Here is a 19,712-nt window from a genome sequence, read left to right as displayed (position 1 = left end):
TTTATTTGCCAACTTTTAAAATAGCTAAAAACGCTTCTTGAGGTACTTCTACATTACCCAATTGCTTCATTCGTTTTTTACCATCTTTTTGCTTTTGCAGTAGCTTTTTCTTACGGCTCACGTCACCACCGTAACACTTAGCAATTACGTTTTTACGTAATTGTTTAACCGTGGTACGCGCAATAACATGTTGTCCTATTGCTGCTTGAATCGCAATATCAAACATTTGACGCGGAATAAGCTCTTTTAATGCATCAGCTAGTTGGCGGCCGCGCGATTGTGCGCTGTCTCTGTGTACAATAATCGCTAACGCATCAACACGCTCACCATTGATAAGTATATCAACACGCACCATGTCTGATGTTTGAAAGTGCTTAAAGTTGTAATCAAGCGATGCAAAACCACGACTGGTTGACTTTAATTTATCAAAAAAGTCCATAACCACTTCAGCCATAGGTAACTCATAGGTTACAGCGACTTGCTTACCATGGTAGCTCATTTTAGTTTGAACGCCGCGCTTTTCTATACACAGTGTTATTACGCTACCTAAAAACTCTTGCGGTACAAGTATGTTTGCCTCTACTACTGGTTCGCGTATTTCTACAATATCATTAACCGCTGGTAAATCAGACGGGTTATCTATTTGACGCGTTCCCTCTTTAGTAACAACTTCGTAAATTACCGTAGGTGCCGTAGTAATTAAATCAATATCGTATTCACGCTCTAAACGCTCTTGAATAATTTCCATGTGCAACATACCTAAAAAGCCACAACGGAAACCAAAACCTAGTGCTGTTGAATTTTCAGGTTCAAAAAATAATGATGCGTCATTCAAGCTTAGTTTATTAAGTGCATCACGGAACGATTCATAATCATCAGAGGCAATAGGGAACATACCCGCATACACTTGCGGCTTAATTTTTTGAAAGCCAGGTAATCGTGCCGGTGCCGCATTTTTTTGATGCGTAATGGTATCACCCACTGGGGCACCATGTATTTCTTTAATACCGGCAATAACAAACCCTACTTCGCCAGTACGTAAAATACCTGTATTGGTTTGTTTTGGGGTAAATATACCCACGTGATCTGCAATATGTACTTGCTCGTTCGACATTATTTTTATTTTGTCACCGGCACGTAGTTCACCGTGCTTAATACGCACTAGTGATACAACGCCTTGGTATGGGTCAAACCACGAGTCAATAATAAGCGCTTGTAAAGGTTGATCTTTCTCACCTACTGGAGGTGGAATATCCTTAACAATCATTTCAAGAACTTCAGCAATACCCACACCTGTTTTAGCACTACATTGCACAGCGTCAAGGGCATCAATACCAATAATATCTTCAATTTCTTCTGCTACACGAAGCGGATCGGCTTGCGGTAAATCTATTTTATTTAAAACAGGGATTACTTCTAAGTCCATTTCAATGGCGGTATAGCAGTTTGCAAGCGTTTGTGCCTCAACACCTTGTCCCGCATCTACAACTAAAAGCGCACCTTCACATGCCGCTAAAGAACGAGAAACTTCGTAAGTAAAGTCAACGTGCCCTGGTGTATCGATAAAGTTAAGTTGGTAGGTTTCGCCATCGTTAGCGGTGTAGTTAAGCGTTACACTTTGCGCTTTAATGGTAATACCGCGCTCACGCTCGATGTCCATTGAATCTAACACTTGCTTTTGCATTTCGCGGTCTGTTAAGCCACCACAAACCTGGATCAAACGATCAGAAAGGGTCGATTTACCATGGTCAATATGGGCGATGATCGAAAAATTACGGATATGCTTCATAAACTGGATTCTAAACTTCTATATTAATAGGCTAAGTACGAACACCTGAGTGACTTGAAAATACTTATTGGGCACAAGTGCTATTTAATGGCTAAATACATTTTAGCTAATCTAATTATTGATTGCCTTTTACCCTGTATTTCCAAGTTACTCTGGTATAAAAAGCCAATTTTACATTTAATTGGCCTTAATCACCATCTATTTGCGTTAAAGGAAGGCTAATTGGATGAATTTTTATCACTTTTACATCATGCCTGAGTGTTTTTACTTTGCTTTTAGCTAAAAAGTAACCACCTACACCACCCAAAGCGGCGAATAATATTTGCCACCCTTGCGCTAAAAGTAGTAATTCTGCACTAATAAATGCAAGCGTTAATCCTAAAAATAAAGGCAACATGTATACAGCAAAAGCATGTTTAACTAAATGCGAATCATCTAATGAGAGCGTTACTTTTTGGCCGACTTCTACAGGCGTATCGAATTGATATGGAAAGGTTTTTTTATCGCTACCAAAGAGTTTGGCAAAGACTTGCGAGCCACAGCGGCCATTGCAGCCTTCACAGGCTTTTTTTTGCTGGGCTTCTAAATGGGCAGTGGTGCCTTCTAAGGCTACCACTGTAAGTGTTTGTTCAATCATAACAACCCTTACGAATTGTTTATAATGCGCGAGTCACTGACTCAGCAATTGCCTTTGCGGTTTGACTTGGCACATTACCAACAACAGATACATCAAAGTTTCCGCCATTATGCACATAAATTGTCGTTGCGCCAGAAGTTAATGATCCGCTTAAGCGGCGACCTGGCAAAGGGCGCTGTACAAAAACAGAAATTTCAACAAACCCATCTGAGTATAAAAAATAATCAGTAAGTTCGTTATTTAAATCAAGTTTATGGCGGTCTGATTTTAGTAATTTAAAGCCATTAGGTAACCAACCAATGCGCCAGTTTGTGGCATTGCTTTTTTCACCTTCCAGTGCATTACCCGGTAACGGTGTTGGAAAATTACGATTAAGCACTTCTAAAATCATCGGTGCGGGTTGCTCTGTTACACTAATGTGGGTTAACTGTAGCTGCTCTAATGCTTCACCTTGGTGGTTAACATAAGCGGCTTTTAATAGCAGCGATGACTCTGTATCAAGCCAAATCCAATAGTTATATTTGTATTCATCTTTTGATTCTATTCTAACCAATTGCGCCGCTCGCCCTGCAATACGCCCTTTACCACCTAGCACAAAATCATATTGACTGCTTAGCGCTTCAATATCTTTAAATAATACTTCCGGTATTGGCCCTGCAATGGAGTCTGTATTGATAGAATATGGCTGCGATTGCGGTTCAAAGTAGGTTACTTGGTCGTTAATTCTAACCATTTCTAAGCCCGCACCATTAAGTAAACTTAAATGTTCAAGCTCTGTTTCACCTTGCTTTGCATGAACCCAACGGTAGGGCTCCATAGCTTTACCCTTTACCACCACAAAAGAGGCGTCAAAATTACGGGTATGCACTGCATTCGCCATGTTTAGTAATAAATCTTTGGCGGGGTTTGTGTCGTTAGCAAAAACAGCAAAGCTTACTACTAACGACAGAACAAAAGAGATTACTTTCATTTAATTAGTTTTTTTCCTCTTGCGCTTTGTCACTATTTTGCGCTGTTTGTAAAGAGTGTGCAACACGTGCTTGACGTTGATGCTCTAAAACTAACGCGCCAATGCGCTGTTGCTGTAATTCGCGTAAACCTTGCTCAGCGTTTTCAAGAGCAGGTTCTGATGAATAGCTCACCGGTGATGCCATCCCTGTTAGCGGGGTAGTTTGTAAAAGCGGAATTTCGCTTTCTTGCTCGCCCGCACCTTGCGGTAAGGTATTTACGCCAACAATAGCAAACATAGCGACGCTTGCAGCAATGGCTAGTTGTGCAACCGGCCTGCGCCAATTAAACGCCACTACTTTATTATCTTGCTGCGATTCACTTTGTTCTGTCTCTGGAGCTTTATTTACTGTCGATTGCGTGAAATCAGCATACACAGGTTCATTTTCAAGTGCTAACGCTATGTTTTCGCTTATATCGATGTGTATGTCATTGTTATTTTTTTGAGCACGCATCGCATCACCAATTAGCGCATATCGACCAAACGTAGCAACATCCTGATCAGAAATTTTACCCTCTGCAAGGTGTTGTTCGCCGTCAAGTAATGCTGATAACGTTTCGCTATCCAACTTGTTAACGTGTGCTTTTGTCATACTAAGACTCGCCTATTAATGGGTTTAATTTATTATCTATTGCTTCTCGGGCTCTAAAAATACGCGAACGCACTGTCCCTACAGGGCAATCCATTACCACGGCTATTTCTTCATAGCTCATCCCTTCAATTTCTCTTAGGGTAATCGCGGTTTTCAGGTCTTCAGGCAAACTATCAATCGTATTAAAAATAACAGCGCGTACTTCGTCGCTTAACAGTAAGTTTTCAGGCGATGCGTTTGATCGCATCGAGTCCGCACCGTCGTAAAACTCGGCATCTTCAGCGTCTATATCGTTTGCTGGCGGTTTACGGCCCTGAGCTACTAAATAATTTTTAGCACAATTAACGGCAATACGGTATAACCACGTATAAAAGGCACTATCACCTCTAAAGTTTGGAAGTGCACGGTAAGCCTTAATAAATGCCTCTTGTGCTACATCTGCAATATCGCCTTGGTTAGACACATAACGTGATATTAACCCTGCAATTTTGTTCTGATACTTCTTTACTAATAGGTTGAAGGCGTTTTTATCTCCTTGCTGGACCCTTTTTACAAGCGCTAAATCTAATTCCTGCTCGCTCATTCGAGCCGGTACTCCTCTGTTTGATTCTTGCTGGTTATTCATAGTGTCGCCATTGTTCACAAATACTCTGACCTCTTTATGAATAAAAAGTTCTGCTTAATATTATTTTTTTATAAAATAGTCGTAAATATAGGCGCTAAGCCATTAAAATCACTACGTAGTAATATGACAAATATGATACAACTACACTATTAAAAACAAATATTGCTCTAATTTGAGCATTGTAACCGCAAAGTACCTCTGACATGAACCAAAATAAACATCATATTGCTGATGTCGCTATTATCGGTAGCGGCGCGGCGGGCTTATCGCTTGCATTGTCTTTAGCTAACTATTGTAATGTTACTGTGATCAGTAAAGGTGCCCTTACCGAAGGCTCTACACTGTATGCGCAAGGCGGCATTGCCGCAGTATTTGATAAAAAAAACGACAGCATAGAATCACATGTTGAAGATACTCTTGATGCCGGTGGTGGTTTATGTGACCGAGAAGCGGTGCATTACACAGCAAGTAATGCGCACCAGTGTTTACAATGGCTTATTGAACAAGGCGTTCCTTTTGATATGGAGTTTGACAGCAAAGGAAAAGAGCGCTTTCATTTAACTCGCGAAGGCGGTCACAGCCATCGCCGTATTTTGCATGCAGCCGATGCCACAGGTAAGGCTGTACAAACTACATTGATTAGCCAAGTTAAAGCACATAAAAATATCACCTTACTTGAGCAATATAATGCCATCGATTTAATCAGCGATAAAAGTCTAGGTAAAGCGGGTTCGCATATTCATGGCATGTACGTATGGAATAAAAAAGCAAAAAAAGTAGAAACTATTTCCGCTAAATTTGTTGCACTGGCAACAGGTGGTGCAAGTAAGGTGTATTTGTACACGTCAAACCCTGATGTATCTAGCGGTGATGGTATTGCCATGGCGTGGCGTGCGGGCTGTAGAGTAGCGAATATGGAGTTTAACCAATTTCACCCCACCAGCCTTTATCACCCAGAATTGCAAAACTTTTTAATTACCGAAGCTATGCGTGGTGAAGGAGCGTATTTAAAGCGCCCCGACGGCACTCGCTTTATGAAAGACTTTGACGATAGGGAAGAGCTGGCACCACGCGACATAGTAGCCCGTGCTATCGACTTTGAAATGAAGCGTTTAGGTGCAAATTGTGTATATCTAGATATTAGCCACAAAGATAAAGACTTTATTATTGAGCACTTCCCTACTATTTACGCAAAGTGTTTAAGTGTAGGGCTTGATATAACCAAAGAAGCCATCCCCGTTGTTCCAGCCGCGCATTACACCTGTGGGGGTGTTATGAGTGATTTTAATGGTAAAACCGATTTAGATAACCTATACGCTGTAGGCGAAGTAGCCTATACAGGCTTACATGGGGCAAACCGTATGGCGAGCAATTCTTTATTAGAGTGTATTGTATTTGCTCACGCTGCTGCCAAAGACATTTTAAGTAAAATAGATAACGCGCCTGCGCCTGTAGCGCTTCCAAGTTGGGATGAAAGCCGCGTTAGCAACTCAGATGAAGAAATAGTAATTACCCATAACTGGCATGAGCTGCGATTGTTTATGTGGGATTATGTAGGTATTGTGCGCTCCACTAAGCGTTTAGAGAGAGCGCTACACAGAGTTGAGTTATTACAACAAGAAATACATGATTATTACGCAAACTTTAGAGTAAGTAATAACTTATTAGAGCTTCGTAATTTAGTACAGGTAGCCGAGCTTATAATTAGAAGTGCAATGCTACGTAAAGAAAGCCGCGGCCTGCATTATACTATTGATTACCCTGAGCAAAATGAAAACCCAACACCCACTATTTTGACTCCGCCTCGCCATTAATAGCAATCAGTGCTGCGCGCTTTAAACGTGCGTAGCTTTGTTTATCTACGCCTTTGGCTGAAATAATGAGCCACTGGCGTTTATTAAAGCCTTTAACATGTAACCACACACTGGTATTTAATATTTTTGTTTTAGGGGTTAATTGCCCCTGAACCTTTAGGCTTTCGTTTTCAAAGCGTATTTGCTTAGGCTCTAAAATAATGACGCCATTGTCTGGGTGAATAGCCACTATTTTTTGCCATACCCAGTAAAACGCAATTGTATTTATAGTTAAACAAATAACAACGCTAAAAAAAGAGCTTAAATAAAGCCCTAAAACAACACTTAACAAGCAGAAAAACAGCACGATAGGCTGATGTTCTGCTTTATTATTTACTACCGTAAACCTATACACGTACTCGGTCTAAAATTAGCGATACCATGGTATTAAGTTCAGCGTCCTTACACTCTTCGTGGCCCATAAACCAAGCAAATAAGTCTGGGTCTTCTTGGGTTAGCAAACGCTGAAATACAGCCTGTTGCTGTGCATTTAACGAATCATACGCCTGCTCTACAAACGGCATAAACAAAACATCTAACTCTAACATGCCGCGGCGACAAGCCCAGCGTATACGTGCTTTACTATGAATTTCAGTCATTTTAAACCTCATACTTAATTGCCCCGAGTTTAACAAATACCCGCATAATTAGCAGCTATTAATCTGTGCTCAAATAATAAAAGCTGCCCACCTTCGTTGCTGTACCCTAGGTTATAACTGCGTTATTATGTCAGCTCATTTGTATTGCACAGAAGGTTTTTATGTCGAGCGTTTATGCATGTCCGTTATCTCACCAACTTATTAGCCTAACCGGTGCGGATAAATTGTCTTATCTTCACGGACAAATCACTCAAGATCTCAATAAACTATCTAACAGCAATTATTTATGGGCTGGTCATTGTAGTGCCAAAGGTAAGCTATGGGGTGTGTTTAAATTATTTTCTCACCAAGATAGCTACTACCTAGCAGGTTCACAGCCTGAAGTGGAACAGTCGCTCAGTGAGCTAAAAAAATACGCTGTGTTTGCCAAAGTAGATATTGATGTTTCTACGAACAGATTAATTGGGTTGATCAGTGACGATTTAACCCCAGTACTAGAAAAACTTGATATTCGTTTTTGTGATGACCAGACGGCCTGTGACTTCCCAAGTGGTAAAGCGCTTAAGTTAGCGCCAAATCGCGTTTTACTAATGGTTGATAGCCAATTTAGTATGCCAGATGATGTCTCTACATTAGACAACTGCTCGCTATGGCAAGAAGCCGCTATAAAAGCGGGCGAGCCACAATTAAATAGTGACGCCATTGGCGAATACGTACCACAAATGGTAAACCTTCAAGCGATTAACGGCATTAGTTTTAAAAAAGGCTGTTACACCGGCCAAGAAACGGTTGCCCGTATGAAGTACCTAGGTAAAAACAAACGCGCTATGTATATTGTTACAGGTAAAAGCGATGGTTTACTTGAAGAGCCAGAACTTGAAACCCAAGTAGGCGAAAACTGGCGCCGCGCTGGTAAACTAATTGCCCAAAGCTATAACGAAAATAGCCAAACTTTATTTGGCCTTGTTGTGCTGCCAAACGATACACCAAGTACACACGTACTTCGTGCAAAGCACACCCCTCAGGTAGAGCTAAGCATTCTGCCTCTACCTTACTCTCTTGAAGATGAATAAATAGGAATGACTATGATCGTTGCACCAAACACAGTAGTAAAAATGCATTATTCAGTACTGGATAACGATGGCAATACCATTGATAACTCTTTTGATGGCGAGCCACTAGTTTTTATTATTGGCACAGGCTACTTAATCCCAGGGCTTGAAAATGCACTCCAAGGCAAGCAAGCCGGTGATACATTAAATGTTAAAGTAGAACCTGAAGAAGGCTACGGCGAACGTCACGACAACCTAATGCAAGCGGTGCCTAAGTCGATGTTTGATGGCATGGAGATTGAAGTAGGTATGCAATTTAGAGCCTCTACCGACGATGGCGATCAATCTGTGATGATTATCGAAATTCAAGATGAAGACGTTATAGTTGATGGCAACCACCCGCTTTCGGGTATTACCCTTAACTTTGATGTAGAAATTTTAGAGGTGCGCGAAGCAACCGAAGAAGAGCTTGCGCACGGTCACGTGCACGGTGAAGGCGGTTGTGGTCACGATCACTAATCATATCACCGTTTATAAAAAGCGCCTAAGGCGCTTTTTTTATAACATATTGTTGTAGGTCGCGCTTTTTAATGGGGCAGGCTCTTCTAACGGAAGCTCACTGGGAGTTATTTTTTCCTCAAGCGCACTTAATAAGCCTTGCTGATCGTTTGTTCCCACTCGGTACTTAGTACCGTCTTTTAAGGTTAACTGCACCGCGCTAAATCCTGATACAGAGTAAACCCACCCATCATGCGTAATACGAATACCAATACCGTGGCGGTAGGAGTTTTGCACCGCTTTAGCCTCTACTATGTCTGCAAGCGCTAATCGTTGCCCTGCAACGCCAGGACCAAAAGCCCAACTAATTGTTTGCTCGTCAACTTTTACGGTTAAACCATGAAACAAAAAACCGACTAAAACGAGTACACCGGCAAATACCATTAATGGCACATCGGCGCCCATTAAGTTCCAAGCTAAGGCTACAAAGCCGCCTATCCATGCTAAAACAAAAAATATAAACACCGCATATTGTTTATGCTGATACATAGCGCTCTCTTTATTATTAAAAACTGTACACCAACGTGGCGCTTAATTCTGAGTCGTATTTAAGGTTATCGTCTTCAGGTTTTGAATTATAACGATACATGTAAGCAAACTTTAACGATACCGCACCTATAACTTGGCTAATCAAAGCGGTTTCTGACTTCAAACGTGAATTTAACCCCGACAAAGACTGCTCAATACTCACATCTTGATTAAAGCGCGTGCGCTTTGATACCAAACGCTCCCACTGCATTGCAATACGTACTAAGTAACCCGTTTTGTTTTCATCTTCTTCACTTACCTCTGACTCATCATCAGCGACAGAGCGATATAAACCGGGGCCAATATCAATATCTACTTTATTTTTTACACCTTGGTAAACCCTTGCACCATAGCCTGTCGCCACCGTACTTTTGTAATCGAGGCCGCTAAATTTATCTTCTTCGTAGTCGCCATAAATAAAAAATGAAGAATTTTTAACGCCCACCTTGTAGTTACCCTGGGCTGAGACAAAAATACGATCTGCTGTTACGTCTGTTTGCCCTGTGTCATCATTTTCATCGCGTTTATATAAGGTGTCTAATTTAAACTGGTTGCGCCATTTTTCGAAGTCTTGGTATAAATTCCCTCTAAATTTAAAGCTGGTAGAGTTTGTATTACCTTTACTCAAAATCAAGCCAAATTCAGTATCGCCATAGAGCATTTCGCCTTTATGTAACTCATGAATTTCTTCATCAGAGAGTTGCCCATATTCATGAAAGTCTTCAAATGGATCAACAGCCCAACAACAACTGCTCATTATTAAAAACACGAATAGTAAATACTTATGCACGGTAAACTCTCTAGCACATACAAACAAAACGGCTTACTCAGCGTGCTCTGTTTCTTTCCACAAAATATGACAAAACGGCGCGTCTTTATCACGGCTAATTAAAATTTTTGCAAATAACACATCTTCGTTTTCAAACTCTAACCCCACTAACACTTGCACAAATAACTCCGGCTCTATTTCAAGTGCTACAAAGTTTTGCCATTGCTCATCAGGCTCGCCTTCCTCAATAAACCCAAGTTCTTCTCGGTATTCGTTAAAGTCTTCAACATCTTGTTCGCTAAGATTGTTTGGCGCCAGCTCTAAAAAAATATCATACGCTTGATGGGTAACTTCTTCTTCGCTATATAAACGTGGGCCTGACATGGGTAAAACCTCAATGCATTTTAAGTGCGCACATAATATCAAAACTCACCTGTGTTTTGAGAAAAAACAGCTAAAAATAATGACTTTTTTGTTACCAACTCATGTGTGGTTAAGCTTAACTAAGATTCAAAGCGCTTTGACTAAAAAAGTTTAAAATAATTCAATTTATTTTTTATTATAAAACAAACCGTTACTTTACTTAGCACAACGTACATCATAAGCTCAAACACACAACAATAGGAAAGCGCAATGATAAAACTAGAAATACAACAAGGCATTGCTAACGTTATTTTAAGCCGCGCAGAAAAACAAAATGCACTTAGCTTTGATATGTTCATGCAATTAAACAGCACTATTAAACGTATTAAAAAAGATAACAGTATTCGCGCTGTAGTGATAAAAGGTGATGGCGATCATTTTTGCTCAGGGCTTGATGTGGCTGGGGTTATGGCTTCACCTTTGAACATTGTAAGGCTATTACTAAAATGGCTGCCCGGCAATCAAAACCTAGCGCAAAAAGTAGTACTTGGCTGGCAGTCATTAAGCGTACCGGTTATTGCACAAATAAATGGAAATTGTTTAGGAGGTGGGTTACAAATAGCATTAGGCGCCGACTACAGAATTGTGGATACCCAAGCAAAACTAGCCATTATGGAAGCGCGTTGGGGGTTATGCCCCGATATGGGTGCTAATGTGGTGCTTACAGGCTTATTAAAACGCGACCAAGCATTGTGGCTGGCAAGCCATGCAAACCCTATTAGTGCAAGCGCGGCCTATGAGCTAGGCCTAGTTACAGAGCTTACAGACAATACCGAACAGGCCACGCAGCGCATGTTAAATATATTGCTTGAGCGCTCCCCCGATACCCTAGCAGCAATAAAGCGCGTTACTCAGCAAAGTTATACAGCAAACCAACGAAAAATTTTAGCCAAAGAAACGCTTAGCCAAATTCGCTTGTTACTCAATCCAAATACTAAAAAAGCAATCGCCAAAGCTAAAGGGAAAACAGATATAAACTATGCAAATTCAAAACGCTGGTAAGACTAAATTAGCATGTAAAAATAGTGAGCCTCTGCTAACGTTAATGCCTCTATTAATTAATGAACCTTTATCATGAAGTACATACTAAGCAGTGCCATTATTTTACTGTGCTTGGGGTGCGCAAAATTAATAATGCACTTTGTTGGTGGTAGCTTCCCTGCACCGCTCCTTGGCATGGTTATTTTACTGAGTTTATTACTATTAGGTGTAGTTAAAGAGCACCATATAAAACCCTCAGCCTCCCCTATTTTAAATATTATGCCAATATTTTTTATACCCGCGGGGGTAGGATTTATCGAGCACATTGCACTTATTAAGCTGCATTGGCCCTATTTGGTTTTGATTATTTTACTCGTCCCTGCCAGTACGCTTTTACTGGTAAGCAGCGTCGTTGGCTATGTTAAAGGTAAAAATAATAATGACTGAGCTGCACCTTACGCTTTGGTACTTAACAACGCCCGCTATTATTTTGCTGTTTTTACTATTAAGAGCGTTTAATAAAAACTGGCAGCACAGCATAGTAAAGTCGCTCACCAATCCGGTGTTTTTAAGTATTGCGATTATTGCCTTAGTGCTTGTTAAGTTAAACTTACCTTATGCTGATTTTTCCTCTAATAGCCAACTGCTTAGTTGGCTATTAGAGCCTGCTATAGTGGCACTGGCCCTACCTTTGTATCAGCAGTTTATACATGTCAGGAAGAACCTACTTTTAATAGTAAGTACGTGTAGCTTAGGCATTATTAACGCTACGGTAGTAGCCTTTATTTTAAGTATTTTATTTGATGTACCCGCCAACTTAAGCGCATCCGTAGCTGCCTTAAGTGTAACTACACCTATTTCGTTAGTCGTTACTGACTCTTTGGGGGGTATTAGCTCACTTGCCGCTGCGTTAGTTATTTTTATTGGCTTACTCGGTGCGCTCTTTGGGTTAATGCTCATTAAGTGGATGGGTGTTAATAACCACCAAGCTCAAGGAATAGCAATGGGGACTGCATGCCATGCAATAGGCACCGCAGCAGCACTTGATGAGCACCCCAAAATAGGGGCTTTTTCCTCGGTTGCTATGGCCTTAAGTGCGCTATTAACCGCCATAATAGTCCCTGTACTGTATCCTTTTTTAGTCAACACTTTGCTATAGTTAGCAAAAAATAAACACCCAATATAAAGAGCCAGCTATGATCAGTTCTGAAATAGAACAATTTGAAAAATACTACACCATGCTTACTGAGTATTTAGTTACCTACAGTATGCAAATTTTAGGTGCTATTTTTATTCTTATACTGGGTTTGTGGGTTGCAAAAAAACTCTCAAACCTTGTCGCAAAATTGATGACTCGTCACAATGTCGATATTACTCTCACCAGCTTTGTCAGTAACGTGGTAAAAGTGTTGCTTATTGTGATGGTTGTTGTAATAGCGCTTGGCAAAATAGGCATTAGTGTTACCCCCTTTGTAGCGGCTATAGGTGCAGCTTCTTTGGGTGCAGGTTTAGCCTTACAAGGGATGCTTTCAAACTACGGCGCAGGCCTTGCTATTATAGCAACGCGCCCTTTTGTAGTAGGCGATACCATTGAGGTAAAAGGGGTCAGCGGTCAAGTAAAAACTATTGAGCTGGGTTACACCATTTTAATTGATGAAGAAAAAGTAGAAATCACTATTCCTAATAAACACATAGTGGGTGAAATTATTCACAATTCGTTTAGCTACTCATTAGTTAAAGGAGAAATAGACATAGCTTATAATGCATGTGCCGACACAGCTATTAACCTCATTGAAGAGGTATTAAAGGCCCACGACCAAGTGGCTCAAAACCCACTTTCTCAAGTAGGCATAGAGCGCTTTGCCGATAGCGGCGTAACCATTAGTTATCGCTACTGGGTACCTACAACAAAAATAATAGAAACCAAGCTTGCTATAAACGGTAGTGTGTACAAAGTTATTAATAATGCGAAAATAGAGATCCCATTCCCGCAACGTGTTATCACTATAAACAGTGGCAATCCGCTTAATTAAACAACCTATAAGAGTGAACCATCATATAATAAAGCCGCTTAAAGCGGCTTTACTATTTCAATATGTTCGTTGAGTTCTAACTTAGGTGCGCTCATTCCTTTTAATAACCGACCAAATATATCCGCGCCGGTAATAATACGCTTTTCATCCCCCCACACCAGCACAACATCATGGTCTATTGCACCATCAAAAGATTTATCATGAGAGTGATTAGCGCGTATTTTTAAAATGACATCGCTTAATCGCATTGTCTCATCCGTTACAATTATCGGCCTGTGGCAATAGTTATACGGCTCAAAGGTTTCTGGCTCAAAAAGTGCCGACCGTAAAAAGCCATCAGCATCAACCACAAGAAGCGGCCAGCCATCTTTGTTGGTAATAATTACCCAATTATAACCAGACTTATGTAATTGGCGTAAAAATTCGTTGTCAGCGCTTAATGTAAGTTCGGGAAATATTGGCAAATCAAGTTTTGTTGGCAACGTAATAATTGAGTCAGGGTCTATAACCTCACCTTCTTTAGTTACACTAATTTCATCTAAACTAAAAAAGTTGAGCGCCCCTATTCCCTCTACGTGTTGTACATCTGCTTCTTCAGCCTCAATATGCTTACGAATAATCCCTCTTAATTCGCTTTCTGCAAAATAAGTAATACCTTCTTTGCCCAGCCATGCATCAAGTACTAAAGCGGTGGGCTTTGCAACAATATAAAATAATATTTGATAAAACTTTATTAAAGGCGAGAGCATACTCGCCATTTTTAGTGCGTTGCGTGAAAAATACGCTTGTGGTGTTATTTCGCCAATAATCGTTATCGCAACAGTCGAAAATAAAAACGAACTTGCGCCTATCAGTACCGAATCTGACAATAACGTCAACAATACATTAATACCTACGTTTCCCCATAATATGGTCGAAAGTAAAAAGTTTGAGTCGTTCCTAAGTGCCATCACTTTAATCGCGGCTTGGTTGCCCTTTGCACTTTCCATTTCAAGTTGCAGTCGGCTTAACGAAAAAAAAGCTAAGTTTAATCCCGAGAACATAGCTGATTGTGAAATACACAATACAATTGCACACCAAATCATGACATCGAAAGTCATTATAATTTCCTGTAAATGAAGCTTATAAAAGTAGCAAGCTACCTAGGCCTAAAAAAGTTACAAACCCAACAATATCGGTCACTGTGGTCAGTATCACAGAACCAGAAAGCGCCGGGTCTATTTTCATTTTGTCTAAAATAGACGGTATAACAACACCCGCTAGCGACGCAGCCACTAAGTTAAGCAATATAGCAACAGTAATTGTAATACTAAGCATAATATCGCTAAACCATACAAAGGTGAGCGCGCCAATCACTAAGGCCCACACTAAGCCGTTTACAGCCCCCACTCGTAGCTCCTTTTTTAAAAGTGCATTTCGGTTAGAGTCGGTAACTTGCCCAAGCGCTAAACCGCGCACTATGACCGTTAACGTTTGGCTACCTGCAATTCCGCCCATAGAGGCCACTACAGGCATAAGTACCGCTAGTGCCACAACCTGCTCTATTGTTGCGCCAAATAAACCAATAAACCACGATGCTAAAAACGCAGTGGCTAAGTTTATCCCCAGCCAAATACCCCTGTTTTTAGCACTCTTTCTTACACTAGCAAACAGGTCTTCGTCTTCACGTAAACCACCTGCTTTGGCCGCAGCTTCGTCGGCAATCTCTTGGCGAAGCTCGTATGCCGAGCTAATCGTTAAGCGCCCTACCAATTTATTATCACTATTGACCACCGGCATAGCCATTTTTTCACTGTGGATAACTACCTCTGCCGCTTCGTATAAGTCATCATCAGCGTGTAATGATGAAAAATCATAATTTGCCAGCGTCAATAAGTTATCGCCTTCATCGGCTTTAATTAAATCATTGACTGCAAGCTCACCCATTAAGCTACCTTGACGGCTAACTAAATAAACGACTTCGCTGTATTGCGGCAGCCCTTTTTGCAGTAATTTTTTAACGCCTGCTAATGTTGCTTTTTCGGTTATTTTTAGAAAGTCGAAACCTACCCAGTGACCTAATTGCTCAGGTGGATACTGCTGAGCAAGATCGTATTGTTTAGTTTGTGCTTCATCGAGTTGTTTTTTTGCATAATCTACAAAGCGTTCAGGAATAACCTCTTCTAGCTCAAGTAACTCTTCAACATTAACCTCATCTAATAGCGCGTATACTTCGCTATCATCTAGAGTTTGCAGTAGCCATAAGCAGCTGTCGTCGCTAAGGGTTACAAATATTTCGTGTTGCGTGTCTTTATCTAATAGTTGCCAAATTTCTAGACGTTGTTCTTTTGGTATAGCCTCAAAAAGTAGCGACAGGTGCTCAGTAGACAAATTAAGCTGTGCATCGGCTAAAAGCTGACTTTTTTGCTCACTTGTTTCGCATTGCAGTAAATCGTTTATTAACTGCGGGAGTTGGTCGACTGGATACTCAATCATCTTAAAACCTTAAAATTTAATAATGCACATTGCTTATAGTTTACTTGAACAATAAAAAATAACAGAAAAAACTTAAACTTATTTGGGCGCGTTAGCCTTTATTAGTTAAATTTGTAGAGACTATTTTTGCGCATTGTAGGGGCAAAAACCCTCGCGATACTACTGTTTATTTTAAAAATTAAAAAAGAAATCATTGGCCTTATTTTTAGTCAAAAAAAAGCCCATAACACTGAGCTGTTATGGGCAAGGTCACACAATGAAAAAAAGGAGAAATTAAAATCTATCGGTTAAGTTACGTATTAGGTCAGAGTCCACAAATTGCGTGATCATTGCAGCGCCCCATGCGTATGTACGTTGTATTGGGTAGCCTTTAAATATCCAGCGTTTACGAACATGGTTAAAACGCTGCAAATACTGCTGCTTTGCTTGCGGTAAAGGTGTACTGCTTAGTTTGTCCCACGCTTTATATACGCCCGACATGTCAGAGCCGCGCATAAAACGCTGTAACCAACGCGAAAAACGAGCAAAACGAATGGTTGACTGAAAGTCAATTATATAAGGCTTGCCGTCGCTACCACATAATATGTTGCCCATATTACGCAGGTCTAAATGCACGATGCCTAGGCGGTGCATTTTTGCAACTTGGCGCTCAAGCTCAATAAAAAACTCAACAGGCAACGCCTCCCCCTGATGAATTAAACTTCTAAGCGGCGTGCCTTCTATGTAGTCATACGCTACCGCTATCGGCGATAAACGGCTAAACCGATTAGCAACCGCATCAAGCTGCGCTAAGCGGCTCAACCCTTTAAATTCTTGATTTACAGAAAGCTTGGCAAAGGTTTTACGAATAAACCACGGGCTTTGGCTAAAGTCTTTAACTATTAAGTCAAACGTATCATCTTTGTACCTGTATACAATTGCGTTCGCAAAACGCCCTTTATGAACAACACTTAAATACTGTTGCTTAAATACATGTTCAGGAAACTGCTGCTGTAATTGTGATAACAACTTATTTTCAATCATAACAAACCTAACAAGATGATAACTTTAATTGCCTAGGCAACTATATTAACAAAATTGGATTTGCCGCACAATTAGATCTACTACTTAGCAGGCTAAGTTTTTATTGAAACAGTATCGCTAAAATGTTGATAATCTATTTGGTAGGTGAGTCTAAATTGGTTATTGCTTTAAATAATAAATCTATAACTTGCTGTTTTTCATCATCAGAGAATCCATTAAGTGCTTTAGCATACACCTCATTTACCAAAGGCATTATTTGCGGGTACAAGGCTTTGCCTTTTTCACTTAAACCTAAAATGGTAGAGCGCTTATCGAACTCGCACTGAGTTTTTGCAATAAGATCTTTTTCTTCTAAGCGCTTTAGCAAGCGGCTCATAGCCCCTTTATCGTAAACCATATGCTCACACAGCCCAGCTAATGTATTTACCGAGCCTTTTGCTAATAATACCACCACAATATATTGGGCCGACGTTAAACCCATTGACTGAAGCTGTGTATCAATATGAGTAGAAAGCTTTGAACGTAAAAACGAAATTACTCGCCCTAAATCTTGCTCAGGTATTAATTGTGCTCGGTTACAGCTATTTATCGAAGGCATACTTTGTTGCATATAAGGAGTACTCTGTTTATTCAAAACGCGTGTAATAGACTACACATAATTAATAAAATTCCCTAGGGTTAGCGTACTTTCAATAATAAAAAGCCGCAATGTAAGTCGCGGCTATTAGTAATTTAAACAATACCGTTTAAAACTTTAAACCTTAAACTGCCCTATTAATTGCCCTAAGTTCTCGCCGCGCCCTGCTAAATCCTGGCTAACCTCAGAGGTGGCCTTACTTGCTTGAGTTAGTTCATTAACAATTTCTTGAATGGCAAACACATTACGGTTTATCTCTTCTGTCACTGAGCTTTGCTCTGTTGCAGCGGTCGCAATTTGCGTACTCATATCGTTTATGGTGGTAACCGACGTAGTCACGGCACCTAGACTCTGCGATATATCGCGCGATGACTCAACTGAGCGATTACAACTTGCTTGGCTCGCCTGCATGGCATTTACTGCGGCGCCCACTAAGTTATGTAATTCAGTTAGCATTTCACTAATTTCATGGGTGCTAAGTTGTGTACGACTCGCTAGGCTTCTTACTTCATCAGCCACCACGGCAAAACCCCGACCTTGCTCGCCGGCACGTGCAGCTTCTATGGCCGCGTTAAGTGCAAGCAAATTAGTTTGCTCGGCAATACCACCTATTACATTAAGTACACTGTCAATTTTTTTAGATTGCTCACTTAAAGAGTTTACCTGATCAGCCGCTAGGTTAATTTCGCCCATTAGGTTAGAAACTTCACTAAGTGATATATCTACGCACTCTTGCGCTTTTGCCACTTCTAGCGTTGCTGTATGAGTAGACTCAGCAACTTGCGTGGTGTTTTTAGCCACTTCGTGAGAGGTGGCCGACATTTCGGTAATCGCTGTGGCCACCAAATCCGTTTCGTGGTTATGATTAAGTAGTTTATTTTCAAACAGTTTTGTTTGCGAATTAATATTGCTTGAAGCATTTTTTACATCATTAGTAACATCAGCCACATTACTTATAATGCTTTGCAGCTTGCTAACAAACACATTAAACGATTCGCCCAACTGCCCTATTTCATCGTGTGTATGTATAGCTAGGCGTTTTGTTAAGTCGCCTTCACCTTTGGCAATATCATCTAAGCTTTGGCCCATTATTTGGATAGGCTTAACCATAGCGTTAGACGCTAAAAGTGCGCCTACTACGCTAACCACAACCCAAAATAAGGCAATTAATAACAAGGTGGTTATTTTTTCACGAGTATGCGATTGCATAGTCTGTTTATAATTTGCAAGCTCGGTTTGTATATCATCCATATAGGCACCGGTGCCAATCATCCAATCGCTACCTGGTATCATTACGGCATACCCTATTTTCTCTACCAGTCCATTGGTATTTGGCTTTTGAAAATGATAATTAAATGCGCCACCACCTTTACGTGCTTGCTCTAACAAACCAACAATTATTTTTTTACCATTTGGGTCAGTCATCCCTATTTTATTTTGTCCTTCAATAGCACTTCCTAGCAAGGCATGAAACACACTCACTCCGCGTGTGTCGTAAATAAAAAAGTAGCCGTCATCACCAAAAGTAAGTTTTTTAAGCAGATTTTTAACACTTTGTGTTGATCCGTTATCAAGCTGGTGGCGTACCAACTTACTTGCTATTTCTACTTCGGTGGCAAGTAGCGTGTGTTTGTCTTTAATGAGTTTAGATTTTATTGTTTCAAAATTTTGTTGCTGGTTTTGCGATTCTAAATAGTACGAGCTGGCCATTAAGCTGATTAATAGCAAGCTCAACGGTAAAATAGCCAGTAATAAAAGTTTATTTCTCAAGCTTAAGTTGCTCATTAAATCTCCACAAATAGGGTACGCACGTTAACACTGTCTGCTTTGCAGTATTCAACGCAATAAAGTAAGCATTCAATATGTCACTATTTATACCAATTTATAAATAGCATAGGGGTTTACCAAGGGCTGGCAAGGTGGGCGCATTATAATTAGATTACAGCGTTTTAGATATATATTATCACTCGACATTAGTCGCAATTTTTTATCGCTAATGCTGTACGACCGCGCATTTTATTACCTTACAGGTAGCAAAAAATAAGCAAACGTAGCGTTTTTAAGCCAACATTTAAGTAGCCAGGTATATGTATTTAACATATAATCATCACAATTCTAATAATAAATAC

22 protein-coding genes are annotated in these 19,712 nt (G+C 40.4%); 7 read left to right on the top strand and 15 right to left on the bottom strand.

Features of this window, described 5'->3' with window-relative positions; translation table 11 throughout:
- Position 1: 1 nt before the first annotated feature.
- The 5 genes from lepA to rpoE all read right to left on the bottom strand — a co-directional run bounded on the left by lepA (position 2) and on the right by rpoE (position 4,610).
- Positions 2-1,789 carry a translation elongation factor 4 gene (gene lepA, locus WDB87_RS07130; RefSeq protein WP_286245012.1) on the bottom strand — a complete coding sequence of 596 codons (1,788 nt, stop codon included), beginning with the start codon at positions 1,787-1,789 and terminating at the stop codon, positions 2-4.
- Positions 1,790-1,976: 187 nt separating this feature from the next.
- A complete protein-coding gene (locus WDB87_RS07125) occupies positions 1,977-2,426 on the bottom strand; it encodes a SoxR reducing system RseC family protein (protein ID WP_256845357.1) in 450 nt (149 codons plus the stop codon).
- Positions 2,427-2,445: 19 nt separating this feature from the next.
- Complete coding sequence (locus tag WDB87_RS07120) at positions 2,446-3,396, bottom strand: MucB/RseB C-terminal domain-containing protein (protein ID WP_337849453.1); 951 nt, start codon at positions 3,394-3,396, stop codon at positions 2,446-2,448.
- A gap of 4 nt (positions 3,397-3,400) precedes the next feature.
- The gene (locus WDB87_RS07115) at positions 3,401-4,027 is read right to left on the bottom strand and encodes a sigma-E factor negative regulatory protein (RefSeq protein ID WP_337849452.1); all 627 of its coding nucleotides are present in this window, start codon (positions 4,025-4,027) and stop codon (positions 3,401-3,403) included.
- A 1-nt stretch (position 4,028) separates the two neighbouring features.
- Positions 4,029-4,610: an RNA polymerase sigma factor RpoE gene (gene rpoE / locus WDB87_RS07110; RefSeq protein WP_004586222.1), complete on the bottom strand. Its 582-nt coding sequence runs from the start codon at positions 4,608-4,610 to the stop codon at positions 4,029-4,031.
- Positions 4,611-4,855: 245 nt separating this feature from the next.
- Here rpoE and nadB point away from each other — a divergent pair, with 245 nt between their 5' ends.
- Positions 4,856-6,466: an L-aspartate oxidase gene (gene nadB, locus WDB87_RS07105; RefSeq protein ID WP_337849451.1), complete on the top strand. Its 1,611-nt coding sequence runs from the start codon at positions 4,856-4,858 to the stop codon at positions 6,464-6,466.
- Here the strand turns inward: nadB and WDB87_RS07100 are convergent.
- On the bottom strand, positions 6,441-6,860 hold the full coding sequence (locus WDB87_RS07100) for a hypothetical protein (protein WP_337849450.1): 420 nt from the start codon (positions 6,858-6,860) through the stop codon (positions 6,441-6,443). The two genes, nadB and WDB87_RS07100, sit on opposite strands and share 26 nt — an antisense overlap.
- On the bottom strand, positions 6,853-7,104 hold the full coding sequence (locus WDB87_RS07095) for an FAD assembly factor SdhE (RefSeq protein ID WP_004586219.1): 252 nt from the start codon (positions 7,102-7,104) through the stop codon (positions 6,853-6,855). Before WDB87_RS07095 ends, WDB87_RS07100 begins: the two co-directional genes overlap by 8 nt.
- A gap of 161 nt (positions 7,105-7,265) precedes the next feature.
- Between WDB87_RS07095 and ygfZ the strand changes: the two genes are divergently transcribed.
- Positions 7,266-8,177, top strand: a complete 912-nt coding sequence (gene ygfZ / locus WDB87_RS07090; RefSeq protein WP_337849449.1) for a CAF17-like 4Fe-4S cluster assembly/insertion protein YgfZ — start codon at positions 7,266-7,268, stop codon at positions 8,175-8,177.
- Between the two features lie 12 nt (positions 8,178-8,189).
- Positions 8,190-8,675 carry an FKBP-type peptidyl-prolyl cis-trans isomerase gene (locus WDB87_RS07085; RefSeq protein WP_004586217.1) on the top strand — a complete coding sequence of 162 codons (486 nt, stop codon included), beginning with the start codon at positions 8,190-8,192 and terminating at the stop codon, positions 8,673-8,675.
- A 39-nt stretch (positions 8,676-8,714) separates the two neighbouring features.
- Here the strand turns inward: WDB87_RS07085 and WDB87_RS07080 are convergent, their stop codons facing one another.
- From WDB87_RS07080 to WDB87_RS07070, 3 genes are all read right to left on the bottom strand, one after another.
- The gene (locus WDB87_RS07080) at positions 8,715-9,203 is read right to left on the bottom strand and encodes a hypothetical protein (RefSeq protein WP_337849448.1); all 489 of its coding nucleotides are present in this window, start codon (positions 9,201-9,203) and stop codon (positions 8,715-8,717) included.
- A 16-nt stretch (positions 9,204-9,219) separates the two neighbouring features.
- Positions 9,220-9,999 carry a DUF481 domain-containing protein gene (locus WDB87_RS07075; protein ID WP_374761406.1) on the bottom strand — a complete coding sequence of 260 codons (780 nt, stop codon included), beginning with the start codon at positions 9,997-9,999 and terminating at the stop codon, positions 9,220-9,222.
- Between the two features lie 66 nt (positions 10,000-10,065).
- Positions 10,066-10,395, bottom strand: coding sequence for an HI1450 family dsDNA-mimic protein (locus WDB87_RS07070; protein ID WP_029771932.1), 330 nt, complete (start codon positions 10,393-10,395; stop codon positions 10,066-10,068).
- Between the two features lie 249 nt (positions 10,396-10,644).
- Here WDB87_RS07070 and WDB87_RS07065 point away from each other — a divergent pair, with 249 nt between their 5' ends.
- From WDB87_RS07065 to WDB87_RS07050, 4 genes are all read left to right on the top strand, one after another.
- The gene (locus WDB87_RS07065) at positions 10,645-11,436 is read left to right on the top strand and encodes a crotonase/enoyl-CoA hydratase family protein (protein WP_286245020.1); all 792 of its coding nucleotides are present in this window, start codon (positions 10,645-10,647) and stop codon (positions 11,434-11,436) included.
- 72 nt (positions 11,437-11,508) lie between these two features.
- Positions 11,509-11,862 (top strand): CidA/LrgA family protein, encoded by a 354-nt coding sequence (locus WDB87_RS07060; protein ID WP_286245021.1) that lies wholly within the window; start codon positions 11,509-11,511, stop codon positions 11,860-11,862.
- Positions 11,855-12,574, top strand: a complete 720-nt coding sequence (locus tag WDB87_RS07055) for an LrgB family protein (protein ID WP_337849447.1) — start codon at positions 11,855-11,857, stop codon at positions 12,572-12,574. The genes WDB87_RS07060 and WDB87_RS07055 overlap by 8 nt, the downstream gene beginning before the upstream one ends.
- A 37-nt stretch (positions 12,575-12,611) precedes the next feature.
- The gene (locus WDB87_RS07050; protein WP_337849446.1) at positions 12,612-13,448 is read left to right on the top strand and encodes a mechanosensitive ion channel family protein; all 837 of its coding nucleotides are present in this window, start codon (positions 12,612-12,614) and stop codon (positions 13,446-13,448) included.
- 38 nt (positions 13,449-13,486) lie between these two features.
- On the opposite strand, the gene WDB87_RS07045 is transcribed toward WDB87_RS07050, so the two are convergent.
- The 5 genes from WDB87_RS07045 to WDB87_RS07025 all read right to left on the bottom strand — a co-directional run bounded on the left by WDB87_RS07045 (position 13,487) and on the right by WDB87_RS07025 (position 19,368).
- The gene (locus WDB87_RS07045) at positions 13,487-14,548 is read right to left on the bottom strand and encodes a DUF21 domain-containing protein (protein WP_337849445.1); all 1,062 of its coding nucleotides are present in this window, start codon (positions 14,546-14,548) and stop codon (positions 13,487-13,489) included.
- Between the two features lie 22 nt (positions 14,549-14,570).
- The gene (locus tag WDB87_RS07040) at positions 14,571-15,923 is read right to left on the bottom strand and encodes a magnesium transporter (protein ID WP_337849444.1); all 1,353 of its coding nucleotides are present in this window, start codon (positions 15,921-15,923) and stop codon (positions 14,571-14,573) included.
- A 273-nt stretch (positions 15,924-16,196) separates the two neighbouring features.
- Positions 16,197-16,946: a serine/threonine protein kinase gene (locus tag WDB87_RS07035; protein WP_286245026.1), complete on the bottom strand. Its 750-nt coding sequence runs from the start codon at positions 16,944-16,946 to the stop codon at positions 16,197-16,199.
- Between the two features lie 133 nt (positions 16,947-17,079).
- On the bottom strand, positions 17,080-17,556 hold the full coding sequence (locus WDB87_RS07030) for a MarR family winged helix-turn-helix transcriptional regulator (RefSeq protein ID WP_337849443.1): 477 nt from the start codon (positions 17,554-17,556) through the stop codon (positions 17,080-17,082).
- Between the two features lie 144 nt (positions 17,557-17,700).
- The gene (locus WDB87_RS07025; protein WP_337849442.1) at positions 17,701-19,368 is read right to left on the bottom strand and encodes a methyl-accepting chemotaxis protein; all 1,668 of its coding nucleotides are present in this window, start codon (positions 19,366-19,368) and stop codon (positions 17,701-17,703) included.
- Positions 19,369-19,712: the final 344 nt, after the last annotated feature.

Origin of the sequence: Pseudoalteromonas sp. C12FD-1 (assembly GCF_037414265.1) — a bacterium.
Classification (GTDB): domain Bacteria; phylum Pseudomonadota; class Gammaproteobacteria; order Enterobacterales; family Alteromonadaceae; genus Pseudoalteromonas.
This window is presented reverse-complemented; position numbering and strand designations above follow the sequence as displayed.

Coding starts and splice junctions, on each gene's coding strand:
- WDB87_RS07030 (WP_337849443.1), bottom strand. CDS start 17,556: ATGCAACAAAGTATGCCTTCGATAAATAGCTGTAACCGAGCACAATTA.
- WDB87_RS07115 (WP_337849452.1), bottom strand. CDS start 4,027: ATGACAAAAGCACACGTTAACAAGTTGGATAGCGAAACGTTATCAGCA.
- WDB87_RS07050 (WP_337849446.1), top strand. CDS start 12,612: ATGATCAGTTCTGAAATAGAACAATTTGAAAAATACTACACCATGCTT.
- WDB87_RS07025 (WP_337849442.1), bottom strand. CDS start 19,368: ATGAGCAACTTAAGCTTGAGAAATAAACTTTTATTACTGGCTATTTTA.
- WDB87_RS07070 (WP_029771932.1), bottom strand. CDS start 10,395: ATGTCAGGCCCACGTTTATATAGCGAAGAAGAAGTTACCCATCAAGCG.
- WDB87_RS07045 (WP_337849445.1), bottom strand. CDS start 14,548: ATGACTTTCGATGTCATGATTTGGTGTGCAATTGTATTGTGTATTTCA.
- WDB87_RS07035 (WP_286245026.1), bottom strand. CDS start 16,946: ATGATTGAAAATAAGTTGTTATCACAATTACAGCAGCAGTTTCCTGAA.
- WDB87_RS07060 (WP_286245021.1), top strand. CDS start 11,509: ATGAAGTACATACTAAGCAGTGCCATTATTTTACTGTGCTTGGGGTGC.
- nadB (WP_337849451.1), top strand. CDS start 4,856: ATGAACCAAAATAAACATCATATTGCTGATGTCGCTATTATCGGTAGC.
- WDB87_RS07125 (WP_256845357.1), bottom strand. CDS start 2,426: ATGATTGAACAAACACTTACAGTGGTAGCCTTAGAAGGCACCACTGCC.
- WDB87_RS07065 (WP_286245020.1), top strand. CDS start 10,645: ATGATAAAACTAGAAATACAACAAGGCATTGCTAACGTTATTTTAAGC.
- lepA (WP_286245012.1), bottom strand. CDS start 1,789: ATGAAGCATATCCGTAATTTTTCGATCATCGCCCATATTGACCATGGT.
- WDB87_RS07120 (WP_337849453.1), bottom strand. CDS start 3,396: ATGAAAGTAATCTCTTTTGTTCTGTCGTTAGTAGTAAGCTTTGCTGTT.
- WDB87_RS07040 (WP_337849444.1), bottom strand. CDS start 15,923: ATGATTGAGTATCCAGTCGACCAACTCCCGCAGTTAATAAACGATTTA.
- WDB87_RS07080 (WP_337849448.1), bottom strand. CDS start 9,203: ATGTATCAGCATAAACAATATGCGGTGTTTATATTTTTTGTTTTAGCA.
- WDB87_RS07075 (WP_374761406.1), bottom strand. CDS start 9,999: ATGAGCAGTTGTTGTTGGGCTGTTGATCCATTTGAAGACTTTCATGAA.
- WDB87_RS07095 (WP_004586219.1), bottom strand. CDS start 7,104: ATGACTGAAATTCATAGTAAAGCACGTATACGCTGGGCTTGTCGCCGC.
- rpoE (WP_004586222.1), bottom strand. CDS start 4,610: ATGAGCGAGCAGGAATTAGATTTAGCGCTTGTAAAAAGGGTCCAGCAA.
- WDB87_RS07085 (WP_004586217.1), top strand. CDS start 8,190: ATGATCGTTGCACCAAACACAGTAGTAAAAATGCATTATTCAGTACTG.
- ygfZ (WP_337849449.1), top strand. CDS start 7,266: ATGTCGAGCGTTTATGCATGTCCGTTATCTCACCAACTTATTAGCCTA.
- WDB87_RS07055 (WP_337849447.1), top strand. CDS start 11,855: ATGACTGAGCTGCACCTTACGCTTTGGTACTTAACAACGCCCGCTATT.